The 15,155-nt window shown below is 43.5% G+C and carries 14 protein-coding genes and 1 pseudogene; 3 read left to right on the forward strand and 12 right to left on the reverse strand.

Annotation, left to right across the window (positions count from 1 at the left end; all coding sequences use genetic code 11):
- Nucleotides 1–503 precede the first annotated feature (503 nt).
- Entirely contained in the window at nucleotides 504–1,202 is a 699-nt protein-coding gene (locus VHA01S_RS12985; RefSeq protein ID WP_023404820.1) for a metal-dependent hydrolase, read from the forward strand.
- 62 nt (nucleotides 1,203–1,264) lie between these two features.
- Here VHA01S_RS12985 and VHA01S_RS12990 read toward each other — a convergent pair whose 3' ends face one another.
- The 5 genes and pseudogenes from VHA01S_RS12990 to VHA01S_RS13010 all read right to left on the reverse strand — a co-directional run.
- Complete coding sequence (locus tag VHA01S_RS12990; protein ID WP_023404821.1) at nucleotides 1,265–2,815, reverse strand: hypothetical protein; 1,551 nt, start codon at nucleotides 2,813–2,815, stop codon at nucleotides 1,265–1,267.
- A 25-nt stretch (nucleotides 2,816–2,840) separates the two neighbouring features.
- Nucleotides 2,841–4,673, reverse strand: a complete 1,833-nt coding sequence (locus VHA01S_RS12995) for an ABC transporter ATP-binding protein (RefSeq protein WP_023404822.1) — start codon at nucleotides 4,671–4,673, stop codon at nucleotides 2,841–2,843.
- Nucleotides 4,666–6,450, reverse strand: coding sequence for an ABC transporter ATP-binding protein (locus VHA01S_RS13000; RefSeq protein ID WP_023404823.1), 1,785 nt, complete (start codon nucleotides 6,448–6,450; stop codon nucleotides 4,666–4,668). The genes VHA01S_RS12995 and VHA01S_RS13000 overlap by 8 nt, the downstream gene beginning before the upstream one ends.
- A 208-nt stretch (nucleotides 6,451–6,658) precedes the next feature.
- The gene (locus VHA01S_RS18175; RefSeq protein ID WP_084309162.1) at nucleotides 6,659–6,868 is read right to left on the reverse strand and encodes a DUF3955 domain-containing protein; all 210 of its coding nucleotides are present in this window, start codon (nucleotides 6,866–6,868) and stop codon (nucleotides 6,659–6,661) included.
- A gap of 286 nt (nucleotides 6,869–7,154) precedes the next feature.
- Nucleotides 7,155–7,385 (reverse strand): annotated as a pseudogene (locus VHA01S_RS13010) (DUF3622 domain-containing protein); the annotation flags it as partial.
- Between the two features lie 301 nt (nucleotides 7,386–7,686).
- On the opposite strand from VHA01S_RS13010, the gene sigZ reads away from it, so the two are divergent.
- Nucleotides 7,687–8,229 (forward strand): RNA polymerase sigma factor SigZ, encoded by a 543-nt coding sequence (gene sigZ / locus VHA01S_RS13015; RefSeq protein WP_023404826.1) that lies wholly within the window; start codon nucleotides 7,687–7,689, stop codon nucleotides 8,227–8,229.
- Between the two features lie 50 nt (nucleotides 8,230–8,279).
- Here the strand turns inward: sigZ and VHA01S_RS13020 are convergent, their stop codons facing one another.
- Entirely contained in the window at nucleotides 8,280–9,077 is a 798-nt protein-coding gene (locus VHA01S_RS13020; RefSeq protein ID WP_023404827.1) for an FtsZ/tubulin family protein, read from the reverse strand.
- A gap of 5 nt (nucleotides 9,078–9,082) precedes the next feature.
- Complete coding sequence (locus VHA01S_RS13025; protein ID WP_023404828.1) at nucleotides 9,083–10,060, reverse strand: cell division protein FtsZ; 978 nt, start codon at nucleotides 10,058–10,060, stop codon at nucleotides 9,083–9,085.
- A gap of 295 nt (nucleotides 10,061–10,355) precedes the next feature.
- On the opposite strand from VHA01S_RS13025, the gene VHA01S_RS13030 reads away from it, so the two are divergent.
- Complete coding sequence (locus VHA01S_RS13030; protein ID WP_023404829.1) at nucleotides 10,356–11,093, forward strand: RluA family pseudouridine synthase; 738 nt, start codon at nucleotides 10,356–10,358, stop codon at nucleotides 11,091–11,093.
- 112 nt (nucleotides 11,094–11,205) lie between these two features.
- Here VHA01S_RS13030 and VHA01S_RS13035 read toward each other — a convergent pair whose 3' ends face one another.
- The 5 genes from VHA01S_RS13035 to VHA01S_RS13055 form a co-directional block, all read right to left on the reverse strand.
- Entirely contained in the window at nucleotides 11,206–11,730 is a 525-nt protein-coding gene (locus VHA01S_RS13035) for a hypothetical protein (RefSeq protein ID WP_039970936.1), read from the reverse strand.
- A gap of 118 nt (nucleotides 11,731–11,848) precedes the next feature.
- Nucleotides 11,849–12,361: a hypothetical protein gene (locus tag VHA01S_RS13040; protein WP_023404831.1), complete on the reverse strand. Its 513-nt coding sequence runs from the start codon at nucleotides 12,359–12,361 to the stop codon at nucleotides 11,849–11,851.
- A gap of 99 nt (nucleotides 12,362–12,460) precedes the next feature.
- Nucleotides 12,461–14,080, reverse strand: coding sequence for a guanitoxin biosynthesis MBL fold metallo-hydrolase GntH (gene gntH / locus VHA01S_RS13045; RefSeq protein WP_023404832.1), 1,620 nt, complete (start codon nucleotides 14,078–14,080; stop codon nucleotides 12,461–12,463).
- A 283-nt stretch (nucleotides 14,081–14,363) separates the two neighbouring features.
- Nucleotides 14,364–14,603: a hypothetical protein gene (locus VHA01S_RS13050; RefSeq protein WP_023404833.1), complete on the reverse strand. Its 240-nt coding sequence runs from the start codon at nucleotides 14,601–14,603 to the stop codon at nucleotides 14,364–14,366.
- A gap of 116 nt (nucleotides 14,604–14,719) precedes the next feature.
- Nucleotides 14,720–15,151: a glycine zipper family protein gene (locus tag VHA01S_RS13055; protein WP_023404834.1), complete on the reverse strand. Its 432-nt coding sequence runs from the start codon at nucleotides 15,149–15,151 to the stop codon at nucleotides 14,720–14,722.
- Nucleotides 15,152–15,155 lie beyond the last annotated feature (4 nt).

Genomic DNA, 15,155 nt, shown 5'->3' on the forward strand with positions numbered 1-15,155 from the left:
CGATTGGTATAATTAAACGTGTCATGAACGGCTATGTCATCTGCTAACGATGAACGATTACTTATATCCGTGAACTGGATTAAAAATGATCCTGTGAAAAATATAGTTAAGGTGTAAATAACTATCTCAAAGAAATTAAATTGAATAACGAATCAACGAGTAACTTGTCTAATCTAGAGCAACTATTCACGCTATTGCCCGTAAAAAGCATCACTTTCTAGCCCCAGATTGAAACTCAAATACTAGGTAGTGAAGCAATGCAAAGCTTAGAGTTTGCGTTAAAAGATGTCGTGCCAATAATCAAATTGATTAATTCTAGTCACTACAACCATTAATGATAACCAAAACACTACAGTGCCCTAACATCATGGATTAATTACTGATTACAAAAGAAAATTTAAAAATGACTATGCTTTAAACCTGACAAACCTCTAACTTGCCAGTTACCAAGCATAAGGTTAATTTTCATAAACTAAACCTCATCAATCACGAAAATACCTCAAATGGCAAACTTTGAAACGCACCTTAAAGCCGGTGTCGCCGTCACAGGCATTGCTGCCGCAACCCTAGTGGCAAAAGGTGACATCACTATTCAGACCGCACTATGGTTATGGTTTGTTGGCTCAATAGGTAGCCTATACCCCGATATTGACTCAGATAGCTCTACCTCTCTTGAAGTCATTTATGGCGCCATGTCCATAGCCCTGTGCTTTGGAGCCATGCATTACGTCGTAGGTGTTGCTCATACCCCAACCGGATTACTGCGCTTACTGCTCATCCCGTTAGCCATCTACCTATTTTTACATCAAGTGCTATTACGAATTTTCAAGAAGATCACCGCCCACCGCGGCGCCTGCCACTCAATTATTTTCGGCATAGCAAATACGTTAGTTTTGGTTAACGTCACTTTCTATCTTGCAGGACACTTAGTAATAAAGCCTGCTATGACAGCATGGCTCACAGGCTTTTTCTTCTTGATTGGATTTTTATTGCATCTCTTAATGGATGAGATAAACAGTGTGGAATTTAGCCGATTTAAACTTAAAAACTCTTTCGGCACAGCGCTTAAACTGCTTCCCGAAAATCATATCCTATTAAGCGTTAGCTTGGTGGCAATCTGTGTTGCTGGATATTGGTATTCGCCAAACATGACGGACTTCATACATGTTTTAAGCCACTGGGGTCATTTTAAATTCTATTAAACGTGAAAAAGCCTGAGTGATTTCTCACTCAGGCTCCTTGTTAGCGTTATTTGTAGACCTGTTTAAACCAACGCCAAAGAATCCAAAATCCCTTGCCCGCTATGAATGCCACCCTCATTTTCACTCGCGGGTTTGCTACGAATTAAGTAGCCTGCATAACCCTTGTGTTCAGTGACGGGTTCACCTTGGTAGTGGGCGGTAAATAAGCCAATTTCACTCACTAGGTCGCTAACTAGGCTCTGCTTGCCATCACGAACGGCAATCGTTGGCGTGTCGCGCTCGTGTGGATATAGACGCTGCATCAGTGCCCAAGCGTCGTACTCTTCTGGCTTTAAATTTGCCAGTGTTGCACTAATATCTTCGCCAAATACGCAGTGACCACCGCCTTCGCCTTGGTTTTTTAACACCCATGCTTGTTTTTCTGCCGAGGTGTTAAACCAATCAATGGTTTGTGTCGAAATAGGCTTCATATCAGCAAGAACACTCTTCACAAGTGCCGCTTCTTGTTCGGTCAATCCCCAACGAGCGTACTCTTGCGCGGGCATGGTAGTCAGTAGCATCTGCATCGATTTACTGGTCGCCAGTTGCTGACTGATGGTGGCGTTCATTGCTACGTAATGTTTTTCGATAAACAAACGGGTTTGGCTTAGCGTATGACAGCAGATATCTTCGTGAAGCTCGGGCGCCCAATAGTCGGTATATTGGTAACCAGCTCGCAGATATACCGTATCAATAGCGCCGACATTTTCGAGTAGTAAACGCTGATCTTTTCCGCTAGAAAGTTGGTTATTGAGCTGCTCAAAGGTGCGGCGCACTGTGCGAATACCTAAGTTTTGCAGTGCAACTTCCAATAAGTGCTGGTCATAAACGTTATCTTCGTCTTTTTGTACCACCATCAAAAATGTCGGCTTTTGCGTCGCACTGTCTTCGCCCAATGAGGCAAAATGAGCGTTCACTTTTTTGGTTGCGACAGCAATGCCGTGCGCCAGTTGCTGCATACCGTGATTTTCAGCGGGAAGTGCGCTTTCATCTTCTAACCAGTGACGATATACCGAGTTCCACTGATTATTAATATAACTATGCAGTTCAGCCGCTCTTTGCCCAAATGGCCCCATTCCTGCTGCTATACCATTAAATTCAATCACTTTTGCACCGTGCTTGCGATCATCCATAAAGTCGGTGCGCATCAACAGCAACGGCTGACGAGCAGGATTTAGTGACTGGCTTGCATCGCCATGTGCTTGTTGATGCAATTCCATTAAACGGCCAAAAAACGGATCGGCTTTTGCCATATCAGTCAGTGATTGTTGTAAAAATGGATGGTCTTCCGACACATTACTGATCAATTTGGCAATTAAAGGGGTTACTGCCAATAAATGCTCATAAATCGGCTTTTGCACGCTCATCGGTGCAATACTAAACGGCACATGTCTTGCCGTATTGTCTGTTTGACGAAACGCCACGCCGTGCATTATTTCCCACTCTAAAAGATCGTCGATGATCTCTTGAGGCAATAAAGCATTCGAGCTTTGAGTCTGTGAATGTGTATCCAATGTGTCACTATTCGCAGTGCGATTATTTATTGCCTGCTCATTTTTTGTGTAATCATTCATACTGTATAGCTCATTTAATAATCTGTTACGCCACGCTTTCAGCTGTTAGGCCAAGCGTGCTGTTTTGATGTTCTTGTTCTTCTTGCGCTTTTTGCGCAAGGTATAAATCGCGATAGTCGCCCTGCTGCTCGATAAGGGTTTGGTGAGTGCCACTTTGCACGACTTTACCTTTATCCATCACCAATATTTGAGCGGCGTTTTTAATGGTCGATAAACGGTGCGCAACAGTAATAACAGTCCTGCCATCTTGAATATTTTCCAATGCTTGTTTGACCGTTTCTTCTGATTCTGAGTCAATATTGGCCGTGGCTTCATCCAATAAAAATATCTTAGGATCGTGCGAAATAGCGCGAGCCAATGCTAATAGTTGGCGCTCACCAACGGACAGCGACGCACCACCATTAGCAATAATGTGCTCAAACCCGTCCGGCAATCGCTCAATAAAACGATCTGCTTTCACTGTCTGCGCGGCGCGAATGGCTTGCTGGCTATGGTTGTTAATATCGGCATCCAGCGGTTTTTCTTTATCACTTAATGAGAGATCGATATTGTCAGCAATAGTGCCACTGAAAATAGTTGGGTCTTGAGAAACTAGACCAAACAACTGACGCAATTGCCACTCAGGTAACGCCTGTAAAGGTTGCCCACCAATTAAGATCTCCCCTTCTTTTTGCTGATAAAAACGCATCAAAAGGTTAATCACCGAGCTTTTACCGCTACCGGTATGTCCAACAATGGCGGTAAACTTGCCGCCTTTTGCGGTGAAACTAACGTTTTTTAGAACGGGCTTGCCCTCTTCGTACTCCATGGTCACATTACGAAACTCTATGTCGTGAGCGGCGTCAATGTTCACTTCTGGTAGGTTATGCTCTAAATCTGCTTTATCATCAAGCAGTTCAAAAATGCGTTTTGAAGATACGGTTGCCACTTGCAACTTACGCAGCTCCATCGATAGCTGTCGGAACGGGTCAAAAAAGCGTTCGATGTAATTCAAAAACGCATATAACGTACCAATTTCAACCACGGTCGATAACGAAGCACCCGCAAACCACGCCACAATGCCAGCAGCAGTTAAGGTTGCAATTAAGCGAGTCAACGGCAGTAGCATTAAGCTATCAATGGCAACGGATTTGGTGCGGAAGTTAAACCAAGTTTGGTTTTCTTTCTCAAACTTAGCTTGAAAGGCTTTTTGCTGACGAAATGCCTGAATTAACGCCATTCCCTCTAAAGATTCGTTAATTTGACCATTGATGTTGCTCACTTGCACGCGAATGCCATCAAACACTGTCATAGATATTTTTCGATACAAGTGCATCGTCATCAGCAAAATGGGAATCAGCACTAAGCTAATCAACATTAAGTGCCAATCAAGAAGCGCTATCGCAATAAAAATAGCCACAATGCGCAATGCGCCTTGGATCACCGTTGGGATAGTCGATACATACATATTACGTAGCGATTCCGTGTCGTTGGTGATGTATGACACTAGCTTACCCGTTGGCAATTTATCAAAGGTCGCAATAGGAAAATTCAATACGTGATGAAACAGCTTAGTGCGCACATCTTTAACCACCAGCAGTGCGCCGTGTTTAAAGGTTATGGCCTGTAAATAGCCAAACACTGCGGCAAAAATATAAAACAGCAGAACTAAACCGGTTAGCAGCAGCAGTTGTTGCCATTCAAACTGCCCTGGTACTATCACCTCATCCAAGATAACTTTTGCCAGCCATGGAATTGCCATTTCGGCACATACCGATAACGCCAACATAGCAAAGGCAAACCCAAAACGAGCTTTGTGTGGTAATGAAAAAGCCAGTAGTCTGCGATAAAGGCTAGCGTTCGCTTGAGAATTATTCATGAGATGCTCCCTCTAGACCTGATTTTTCTGCGCTAACCGCCTTGCCCAATTGGCTTTGACGCTGATACACCGTTGAGTACCAACCTTGATTAGCAACTAGCTCATGATGTGAGCCGCGCTCTTCAATTTGACCGTCTTTCAGCACCAAAATATGATCGGCTTCGATAAGGTTAGTCAGGCGTTGTGTCACCAATAACACGGTTTTATGAGAATAATGTGCTTTTAAGTTTTTACGCACTTGCACTTCGGTCTTCATATCCAGCGCACTGTAGGGGTCGTCTAATAGCAGTACATCGGCTCCAGATAATAAGGCTCTAGCAAGGGTTAGACGCTGCTTTTGACCACCGGATAAATTGCTACCACCCTCTCGTAAAGGCGTAGCAAAACCTTCAGGCATTGCCTCTATCTCTTGTTTAATGCCCGCCATATCTGCGGCATGTTCTATTTCAGATTGAGTCGCAGTAGGGTTTGCCAAAGCGATATTTTCAGCAATGCTTCCAGAGAATAAATGTGGTTTTTGCGGCACCCACGCTAATTTGCTACGCAAAGAGTCAAAAGTGAGCTTTTGTGTTGGCATTCCTGCCACGTGAATCACCGAGTCGTTTTCAAGCTGAAACTGACGCAATGCCAAATGTATAAGGGTGCTTTTACCACTGCCCGTAGGGCCAGTAATTCCCACTAGACCACCTGATGGTAAATCAAATTTGATCTGCTCAAGGGCGTTACGGTTGGCATTTTGGTAAGTAAAAGAGGCAATATCAAAGCTCATACTTGAATCGGTTGTATTGCTAGGTAACGTTTTGTCCCCTTCCTGTACTTCGATATTTTCCGCAAACAGTTTCTCTAAGCGTGACCACGAGGTGCTGCCCCGTTGGAACACATTAAACTGCCAACCAAACTGCAAAAATGGGCCAAGTAATTGCCCTAAATACAAAGTAAAGGTGGTAAATAAACCGACGGTAATACTGCCTTGCTGTATTAACCATGCTCCGTAACCTAATGAAATAACGAATGATAATCCGTACACCAACTGAATTGTCGGGCCAAATGCGGAATCGACTTTCGCCACGGCTAAGTTAGTTTCTACCGTATCGTCTAAGCTGTCGGCAAAGCGTTGCTCTTGGCGCGCACTAATGCCGTGCGAGCGTACCGCACGTATGCCCGATACCGTTTCTCTTGTCTCTTCGGTTAAATCTGAAAATGCCGATTGCGCTTTACCAAACGCCTTGTGCAACGTGATGCCGTAACGTCGAGTAATCAGCACTAATAAAGGAAAAGGCAGTAAAGCAATTGCGGTTAGTTGACCACTCACTACAAAGATCATGCCTAAGATGACCGTAATACCAGCAATAAAAGAATCCACTAAGGTCATGATGCCCATGCCTAAGGTTTCTTCTACCGCATTCAGATCATTAGTGGCATGCGCCATCAAATCCCCAGTACTGCGACGAGAATAAAAGGCCGGTGATAGCAAAGAGAACTTATGAAATAGCTCGCTACGTATAATGCGCGTAATGGCGATAGATGAGCCGTATAGTTTACTCTGCCAAACAAATCGCAGGCCATACATAGCTGCGCCCGACACCACAATCCCTAAAATGTGGATAATCAGGGTTCGTGTATCTAAAGTATCGGCGCTAATGCCATCGATAATTCGGCCAATAAGCCAAGAAGGAAGCAAATTGACTAATGCGACTAACTGCAATGCCGCAAACGCTATCAAATATTGTCGGCGAAATCGTTTCAGATAGCCTTTTAATTTCCAAAGAATTTTCATAATTACCCAATTTCTTCTATCACTAAATTTAGCCGCAACCTGCTTACTCTAGACGAATAAACCTTACTTTAGGGAAGAAATCGCATTCTCCTTCCGCCTTTTGCAAGTAAACATTTAAATCACTCACATAAGACGCAACCAAAGAAGAAAAGACGAAAATTTTTTAAAAAATATTACGAAAAGGCAGAATTTTCTAAGAAATGCTCGATTACTTGTGCTTTTTCCCCCAAAGGAAAGCGCAGATGAGACTAACCAACCCACCCGCTAAAAACAACCAAGCTAAAGGAATAAATGCAAATGATTCAAGTAAACGACCGTCGTCAGCTACCGTTGAGTCGCCCAGCCAAAAAGCCATCGCACTGAACAAGGATAAACAAAGCAGTGTTAACCCTAACCAATATGTTTTGAGTAATTTCATAAAAGCATCGAGAATTTGCAGAGGAATATAGGTATTTTGACCCGACTAAAGCAAAATTAGTTCACGCTTTTTGCCGATATTTTTAGTGCTAATAATGACGAGGTTTATCGATAACTAAAGCGGGATGATTAAACGAATAATGGCAAAATAAAGAACTTATTAGCCAAGCCCCTACACTCATTTACTGTCCATTTTAAAAGCGTTAGGGCTCTATCAACTTGTACTATTTGATAAATCTATTTTCCATGTAAAGTCTTGTTCTACTTGAGCTTATAACGACAGCTTATTGCTCTTTAGCTTTACGCTCAGCAGCTTTACGTTTGTTGCGTTCAGCTTGGTGTTGTACAAAAACTTCTAGCTCTTTCTCGCCCCAAGCTTGTGCTTCGGCTTCAGTTGCAAAACCCATTTCGCGCTTAGAAACCGTCGTTCTGCGTGATGAGATTTGACGTACGATTTCACCGCACCAACCGTTACGTTTTTCAACAGTGCGTACAGTAAATTTTTTATGATCAGACATAGTTGTTTCCCTAAAAAAGCTTCAATGCAACACACTCAGGCACGGTTGCACACCTTGCCAAACTGCATTTTAGACATAAGCTTTATTGGTTAAAAAAGTGACAGATAGCATTCATTAATAACCCTATCTATTAGTAGGGCGTCATTAAAACATAGTCGCCTATCTTTTTGTAATCTTTTATCACTTGGTTGCTTATTTTGGTTCTCGTAAACTCTATGAGATGATATTGCCGAAATAACAACGCTTTTTGCATGCGATACTGTTGTGGCACGCACCCTGACAAAACTAGAGATCCTATTTGATGAATATTGAAACCATTTGGGCAGAATACCAAACAAGCCTAAAAGCCTTTCTGCATAAAAACATCAGTAACCCTGACGATGTAGATGATCTCTTGCAAGAAATCTTAATCAAAACCTATCGCAGTTTGAATACTGTAAAAGATCTCACCAAGATCAAGCCTTGGCTGTTTCAGATTGCGCAGCGTAGCATCATCGATTTTTATCGTGCACAAAGCAAAAATCAGCCTTTAGAAAATGAAGACTTATGGCACGAGCAGCCTAATCAGCAGTTGTATGATCAACTTGCTGAGTGCGTATTACCCTTTATCAATGCATTAGATGAAGACGACAAACAACTACTGAATGCGATTGAAATTGAAGGCATTTCACAAAAGGATTATGCCGAGCAACACGGCATAAAATACTCCACCCTAAAGTCTAGGGTAAAGAAAAGTCGCAACACGTTACACGCCGCCTTTAAGCAGTGCTGTGATTTTGAGATGGATACAAAAGGTAATCTGGTTGATTATCACAAGAAATATAAAGAGTGTAAGCCACAGTAAAATCAAGGCATTTAGGCTCTTCGAATAGAATGAAAAGCCTAAAAAAGAAACTACCTTGCTTGATTCAAAAAAATGGACACCATTAGCGTTTCATCAATCAGTCCATCGGCAAGTAATTTTGTCGCGCCCATCGTGCAGCAATGTTCTGGCAGTTTTGAATCGAGGTAGCTTAAAGCTGACTCCCACTCATCTAATGTAATGTTTAATCCACCGCTCAGCACCATCAAAGCAGTGTCGGCTTTGATATCACCACTATTGCCACTGCCACTGCCACTGTCACTGCCACTTGCAAAATGTCCTAGCGCATTATCAATGGCATTGAACACCCGAAATTTTCCTTTCGCGATTCCTTGAAAGAAATATCCTTTTCCCATGTTGCAGAACACAGAGTAGATATCGGCATAATCAATACAAACAAACCCCTTCAGCTCGATACTTTCTAGTATTCGATTGATGAAATTACCTTGCTGATGCTGACTCTCGATGCAAAGTGCGCTATCGACCTGACCAAGCCAACACTGCCTTGTAGCTTCATTGTCAGCGACTACCACAGTAAAATACGCCTTGCCCTGCTGCAATTGACTTTGCAAATGACGCACCTCACTTTGATCCATTCCGTCATCGACAATCACAATCAGATCAAACGGGGCTAAACACGCACCACTCACCTGCTTGGCAGAGGCAAAGCAAGTACGCCCGATGGCTGATAATAAAGCCACTGATAACACATGCGGCCGATTAGATATAATCAAGAAATCAGCATACTGTTCACTGTATGCCACGGGTAAAAGCCGTGGATCTTGAATTACTGTCTCAGTTGCAGTCAGTGCCCCACTCTCTATGCTCATTATCACTAAATCCCTTTTGGCTTGAGTAAGTTGCTCACTTTCTTCTCCACGCCACTAAAAATGGCATAGATTTTTATATCATCTTGAGGAACATCACTGATCACCGTGCCGATAATAATGGGGATTTCTGATTCAATCTTCTCAGTAAGCAACTCACCGGCGAGATGGATTTCATCCAGCCTTAATGAATGGTCAGCGGTAATGTTAATCAGCACCGCTTTAGCTTTTTCTAAATCATAATCTTCCAATAAAGGATTGATCAGCGCGGTTTCTACTGCCTGTTTAATTCGATATTCGCCCACGCCTTGCCCATAACCGATCACAGTGGCACCCGCACCGCTGATAACGGTTCTCACATCAGCAAAATCTAGGTTGATGTAGCCCGTTGTCGAAATTAGAGAGTAAATGCCCAGCAGTGAACGCTTGAGAACCTGATTGGAAGATTCAAACGCTTCAATCAAGGTGCTACTTTTGGGCATAGTGTGCAGCAGTTTTTGGTTAGAAACTGTCACGCACGAATCTGATGTGGCGTTAATTTTTGTTATCGCCTCTTGGGCAAAAAATTGCTTTTTCTTGCCTTCAAAGCCAAAGGGCGTGGTGACTATGGTGACGCAAAGACACTCCTCTTCACTGAGCATTTTCGTCAACACGGGGATAACGCCGGTTGCTGTGCCACCGCCAAGTCCACCAGCGATAAAGATCATGTCATAGCCAGTAAGGTGCTGCTTTATCTCATCAAATGAAGCATGAGCGGCTTTTTCACCCACACTAGGAATCGCCCCAGCACTGCGTCCATCCGTTACCTGCTGACCAATCGCCATACGAGTGACTCGCTCATCACTTTCTAGGCCTCGTGAGTCGGTATCAAAGACAAACAGATCGACATTGTCATCCAACTCTTTTTTGATGTAGTTAATCGTATTGTGACCACAGCATCCTACGCCAACGACAGCGATTCGATGCAAATGCTCAGGTAAAAACATGTAAGTTTCCTTCTATATTCAGATAGAGGAAAAGCATAACTTACATAGCGACGTAGAGTGTCGCTAATCCATATACACATACAAATCATAGGGATAATTATTTGAAAGTGAGATCTAACAGCAGATGAATACTAGAAAAGAGGTTCTAAAGAGAAGATTTGGAGCCACATGGCTGTTGTCTAATACCTCTCACTAAGCAATTTCTGGTAAGCTCTTCTGCATCCATCGCTCAGTTTGCTTTTTTACACTCCGCACCGTAATTAAGGGATGAGCATTATTACCTCAGGATCGTTACATGTCTCAATCCGGCTCTTCTACCACTATCGAAATCATCGATAACTTTGTGGCGCCAGAGTGCAAAGCCCTTGTAGAAATCATCTATCAAGACCGCGATATTTTATTGATTAATAAACCCAGTGGCTTGCTGAGTTTGTCGGGTAAAAACCCGCTAAATTGGGATTCGGTGCATTATCGTTTAGTGAACGGTCAAATTGGGGGCGATGGACAACAGGCAACGCCTGCATTTGCCGAGGCAAAACTGCCACATCGACTCGATTTAGGCACCTCTGGCATTATGGTGGTAGGGCTAAATCGCGAGGCATCAAAAAGCCTCAATCAACAGTTTCAAGCCCGCACAGTTCAAAAATGTTACCTAGCAATGCTATCTGGCTGGGTTGAGGCCGATAGTGGACAAATCTGTGCGGCGATTGCCAAAGATAAAACCTTATTCCCTCGGGTAAAAATCTGTCACGAAACGGGCAAGAGTGCGACAAGTGATTATCAGGTTATACAACGTTTAGATAATCCAGCCAGAACTTTAGTGCAGTACAGCCCTGTTACTGGGCGGACTCATCAATTACGTATCCATAGCCTTGAATTTGGTCACCCTATTATCGGTTGCGATCTTTATAACAATTGCGAGCAAGACAACGCTCATCAAAGTCAGCGCTTAATGCTGCATGCCAGCGATATTTATTTTACCCATCCCACTACGGGCGAAGCTATGCACGGGCATAGCCCAAACCCTTTTTAGATAAAGTGGGGATTTAAGGTTCTGGCTCCAAATGGCGAATATCAAGACCAAAAAGAAACCCCATTCCAAGCCAAGAACCTTAAATTTGCGAGCCATAAACTGGCTATCTAAGCTATTGAATACTCAGCAATCGACCTCGTTCTAGATCTTGCTGCGCCGTTTCTGGGTCAATGTTTTCATTGTGATGCCCATGAGAATGACCATGATCGTGGGAATGACTGTGATGATCATCATGATGATGGTGGTGCGCTTCATTGTGCATTGATTTTTGCGCCAACTTATCTGTATCTAAAAAGCTATCGGTTAACTCAGCGCAGTAAGTCTGATCCCAGATCTGCCTTCCTTGCTCATCGCTCATTATCTCTTCGGCTTTTTGGCCTAATCTATCCATATAAAACAGCCCAAGCTCTTCTCCCGATACCTGCGCATACTCGATGAGGTTTTCAAACACAGGCTCTTGCTCGGCATCAGACAAATAGCCATTTTTATAGCAAACGGTTAATCCAATGATGTCATTGCCAAGCTGTTCGAGCTTTGGATTAAAAAAGTTGTGACTGTGATTGTGCCCATCAGCCAATGCAAATGTAGGGGCAAGTAATGAACAGATGATAATGAAAGGTTTGACTGCTTTTTTCATAGGATTAACGATATTTTTCATGGGATTAGCCTTTGCTATTTAATTGGTATTAGATGGGGAATCTAATCGGATTCCCCGAACTCACTCCCTTGTAATCTTCCTAAATGATGAAACCTTGCTAGTCGATAACGATTCGCTGTGGTGGCAAGGTATAAGTCATCTTGTTTTGTTTCCATTCACCTTTGGCTTCTAATGCTTGCGCCAATGCCTGCGCCTCTTTACAAACATTCACCGGCTTGCCATCGGCCCAATATGCAGGCCCTGAGGTATAACCGCACATGACAGAAAATGTATTTTGTCCATTTTTCGTGGTGTATTGGGTTTGGATTACCCCGCCTTGCCCATGAGTCACTTTTAGCGAACCAGCATCAGCAACATGAATGTCATCGGTTGGATTAGGCTTTTCATACGTTGAATATGTGCCCCCTTCTGACATGTATTGGTTGTCGTACATGGTGTAACCTTCTTTCTCGGAAGGTAGCGTAAGCTCGTAGTTTGGGTCTATTGGCGCTAAACGTTGTTGGTTGTCAGTCGCACCCGGGTGATAGTCATGTGCATTGGATTGATTGCTGGCAAGAGCCGTTCCTGAAACTAAGGTCAAAACCACAGCGGCGATTAAAGATTTCTTCATAATGAACTCCAAATAATGAGTAAATAACAGTGAACAAATAAAATGGTTTAAAATGAATACTCGGTAAGAGGGTGCTCATACACCCTCTGCGTGCTCCAATTATTCTTTATCTGCGCCCTCAGTTGGCTGCGTTGGCCGTGTTACAGATTTACGGTCTAAACCATGGTGCTCTCGCACTCTATCTACATACTCTTGCTTGGTGTTCATGCCTTCTTTCATTGACTCAGGAACAGACTCTGCCGGTATAATAATGTCTGAGTCCACAGGCCATTCGGTCATAAGTTCAGGCATATACCCTTCTGGATAGTACAGTTTTGGATCAATTTCTAAGTCACGAATTTCCTGCTCTTGAATGTCTTCACGACGATTCTTTGGCAATGGGATTCGGAAATCTTGACCGTCTGCCAAATCAAACTGTGGCGCTCTGGCATTCGGGAAGTTCGGCAAAATACCTTCACGTACCCAGGCATTGTCTTTGGTCATGTTCACAACAATCCCATCTGGCGCGCCAAAGTGGTAAGGGCCTTTCCAGTGATGGCGCACTTCGGCAACCGTTTCTTCGTTTAGATACGGGTCAAATGTCATGTGCGTGGTCATAAATAGACGAGGCTGCACTTCATTTGCAACATAACCTGCGGCATAAGCGGGTGTATGGTGCGTATCAACGGTATAGCGAGCTAAAAATGGTGGTACGCCCTGAATGATGGATGACACGCCAAAGGTCTCGGTTTGCAACTCAGTAATAAAGAGATCCGCGCCTTTTGCGTATTTCAAATCCAGCTCTGTAGGTCTGCCATCACCTGTCCAAACAAAGCTCAATACACGGCCGTCATCTTGAGTCCAATTTAAGCGATAACCCGATGCGCCATCTTTAGCGTGACTTCTGCGCCAGTGAATCACCTGCACATTATCTTGATCATAAATCACGCCGCCATCGTCACGAAAATCAAATTCATGCACCACGATGTCGTTGCCAGCAGGGAATACATCAAATGCATCCGTGTGCCAGTTCAACATTTGCTGCATACCTTCAATCATATGGCGCGTGCCATACTCAGGAGATGCGCCACTTGGCCCGTACACATTGAGCGGTTTTTCCCAGCGCCCATTCCAGCCGCCAAACTGATACAGATAAGGCAAAGAACCATAGTGGTCGACGTGCAAGTGAGTAATGAAGATATGATCCAGCTCGTTCAGTGCCACGCCGGCTGCAACATAGTTTGCAATAGAGGCTTCACCCAAATCGAAGACAAAATTTGAACCATTGCCTAGCTCAACATAAATAGAAGTATTGGCTTGTCCTGGACGAATCATTGGCGATGTACCCATGAAGGTGACTCGCATTTCATCTGGCTGAACTTCTTCGGTGCGAGGGAACCAGTTTGCTCCTGATACCATGTGATCGCCATACGGAGCGATCCCTTCAAACATCAGGCCTTCTTTCCAACCGGTATTGGTTTCTTTTCGATAATCACCGGTGTTTACGCCGCCCATAAGAACAGCAAGAACATCTTCTTCTGACGAGTAGAGTTTGCCTTCTGGTTGTTCAGCAAGATATTCTTCAAGCGTTTGACCGTCGTGGTATTCAAACTTTTCAAGATTTTTAATTTCTGAATGCGTTTTTTTAGTGTTGTATTGCAGCATTGGGTCATTCGCAAACGCCGTGGTTGATACGACCATCGCCGTTGCAATCAAAGATAATTTCGCAAAAGTTCTCATAGTGTTACCTATCGGTTTGAGTAATAAGTTTGTGAAATGAAGTTCCCTCCTCACTCCGATGTGGCAAATCTTATATCCAAACCTGACCGCGATAAATTAGCCAAACTTTGCTTCAAACCTCACTTTGATTTATGTATTACGGCATATCGCTTGTATCACTGCCACAATAATCAATCGCTATCGTTAGGATCTTTAGCCTTGAAGTGACAGGCACAAAAAAACCACCAAGTGGTGGCTTTTGCAAGGTCGTAAAATAAATCGAAAGTAGAGAGGTTATGCGTCATCAAAGACGAAAGTCATTGCTCATATCCCACCGCTGATCATCCAGCTCAATGTGTTGTAAGCCGTCTTCATTAAACACCATAGTGAGTGAGGGATCGGGCGAATCGAGGAATACTTCATAAGCATAATCATCAAACTCTGATTCTAAGGAAATGTCCGAGTCATGAGCGAATGAAGAGGATGAAAAAGCAATAAATGCGATTGTGCTAATCGTCTTGTTCACTGTTTTATTTATGGTCATATGAGTTTCCTCGTTTGTTTGAATACCCCTATATTCACCTACTAATTGCCGCATAACTATAAAGGTGACTTTAGTTCTAACCTCACCTCGGTTTATGTATTGTCGTGCTCTATGGGTTAATTTAACGGTTGATACCCTCGCCCAGTCATGCAGTTACGCATCACTTGTTCTCTTTCTTGTTGGTTCTTTTGCTCAGCGGCATTTTTCGATCCCCGACCTGACAATATTCCCATCGTCGTTCCTATTGCCGCGCCCTTTTTTGCTGCCTCAGAGCCTGAATTTCCAGAAATAGCACCCGCTGCAGCACCTGCCGCCGCGCCTCTTGCACCACGTTTTACGCCTTGCTCTACAGCGCCACTTCCTTGGTGGTTGCCAACATCATTAATCAGCGCCTCACATTGTCTTAAATCGCTGGCAAACTCATGCTCATCGTATTGTTGTTGGTCAAAAATTAAATTGTGGGACATCGCAGGAAATGCAGTCAATATGCTGAAAAATAGCAACATATAGGATGGTTTAACAGGGAATGGAAAGCGTGAAAAATTCATGAAC

Origin of the sequence: Vibrio halioticoli NBRC 102217 (assembly GCF_000496695.1) — a bacterium.
Lineage (GTDB): Bacteria > Pseudomonadota > Gammaproteobacteria > Enterobacterales > Vibrionaceae > Vibrio > Vibrio halioticoli.

What these genes read in the sequence shown, in the direction of transcription:
- VHA01S_RS12985 (WP_023404820.1), top strand. Translation starts at nt 504, where the DNA reads ATGGCAAACTTTGAAACGCACCTTAAAGCCGGTGTCGCCGTCACAGGC.
- VHA01S_RS12990 (WP_023404821.1), bottom strand. Translation starts at nt 2,815, where the DNA reads ATGAATGATTACACAAAAAATGAGCAGGCAATAAATAATCGCACTGCG.
- VHA01S_RS12995 (WP_023404822.1), bottom strand. Translation starts at nt 4,673, where the DNA reads ATGAATAATTCTCAAGCGAACGCTAGCCTTTATCGCAGACTACTGGCT.
- VHA01S_RS13000 (WP_023404823.1), bottom strand. Translation starts at nt 6,450, where the DNA reads ATGAAAATTCTTTGGAAATTAAAAGGCTATCTGAAACGATTTCGCCGA.
- VHA01S_RS18175 (WP_084309162.1), bottom strand. Translation starts at nt 6,868, where the DNA reads ATGAAATTACTCAAAACATATTGGTTAGGGTTAACACTGCTTTGTTTA.
- sigZ (WP_023404826.1), top strand. Translation starts at nt 7,687, where the DNA reads ATGAATATTGAAACCATTTGGGCAGAATACCAAACAAGCCTAAAAGCC.
- VHA01S_RS13020 (WP_023404827.1), bottom strand. Translation starts at nt 9,077, where the DNA reads ATGAGCATAGAGAGTGGGGCACTGACTGCAACTGAGACAGTAATTCAA.
- VHA01S_RS13025 (WP_023404828.1), bottom strand. Translation starts at nt 10,060, where the DNA reads ATGTTTTTACCTGAGCATTTGCATCGAATCGCTGTCGTTGGCGTAGGA.
- VHA01S_RS13030 (WP_023404829.1), top strand. Translation starts at nt 10,356, where the DNA reads ATGTCTCAATCCGGCTCTTCTACCACTATCGAAATCATCGATAACTTT.
- VHA01S_RS13035 (WP_039970936.1), bottom strand. Translation starts at nt 11,730, where the DNA reads ATGAAAAAAGCAGTCAAACCTTTCATTATCATCTGTTCATTACTTGCC.
- VHA01S_RS13040 (WP_023404831.1), bottom strand. Translation starts at nt 12,361, where the DNA reads ATGAAGAAATCTTTAATCGCCGCTGTGGTTTTGACCTTAGTTTCAGGA.
- gntH (WP_023404832.1), bottom strand. Translation starts at nt 14,080, where the DNA reads ATGAGAACTTTTGCGAAATTATCTTTGATTGCAACGGCGATGGTCGTA.
- VHA01S_RS13050 (WP_023404833.1), bottom strand. Translation starts at nt 14,603, where the DNA reads ATGACCATAAATAAAACAGTGAACAAGACGATTAGCACAATCGCATTT.
- VHA01S_RS13055 (WP_023404834.1), bottom strand. Translation starts at nt 15,151, where the DNA reads ATGAATTTTTCACGCTTTCCATTCCCTGTTAAACCATCCTATATGTTG.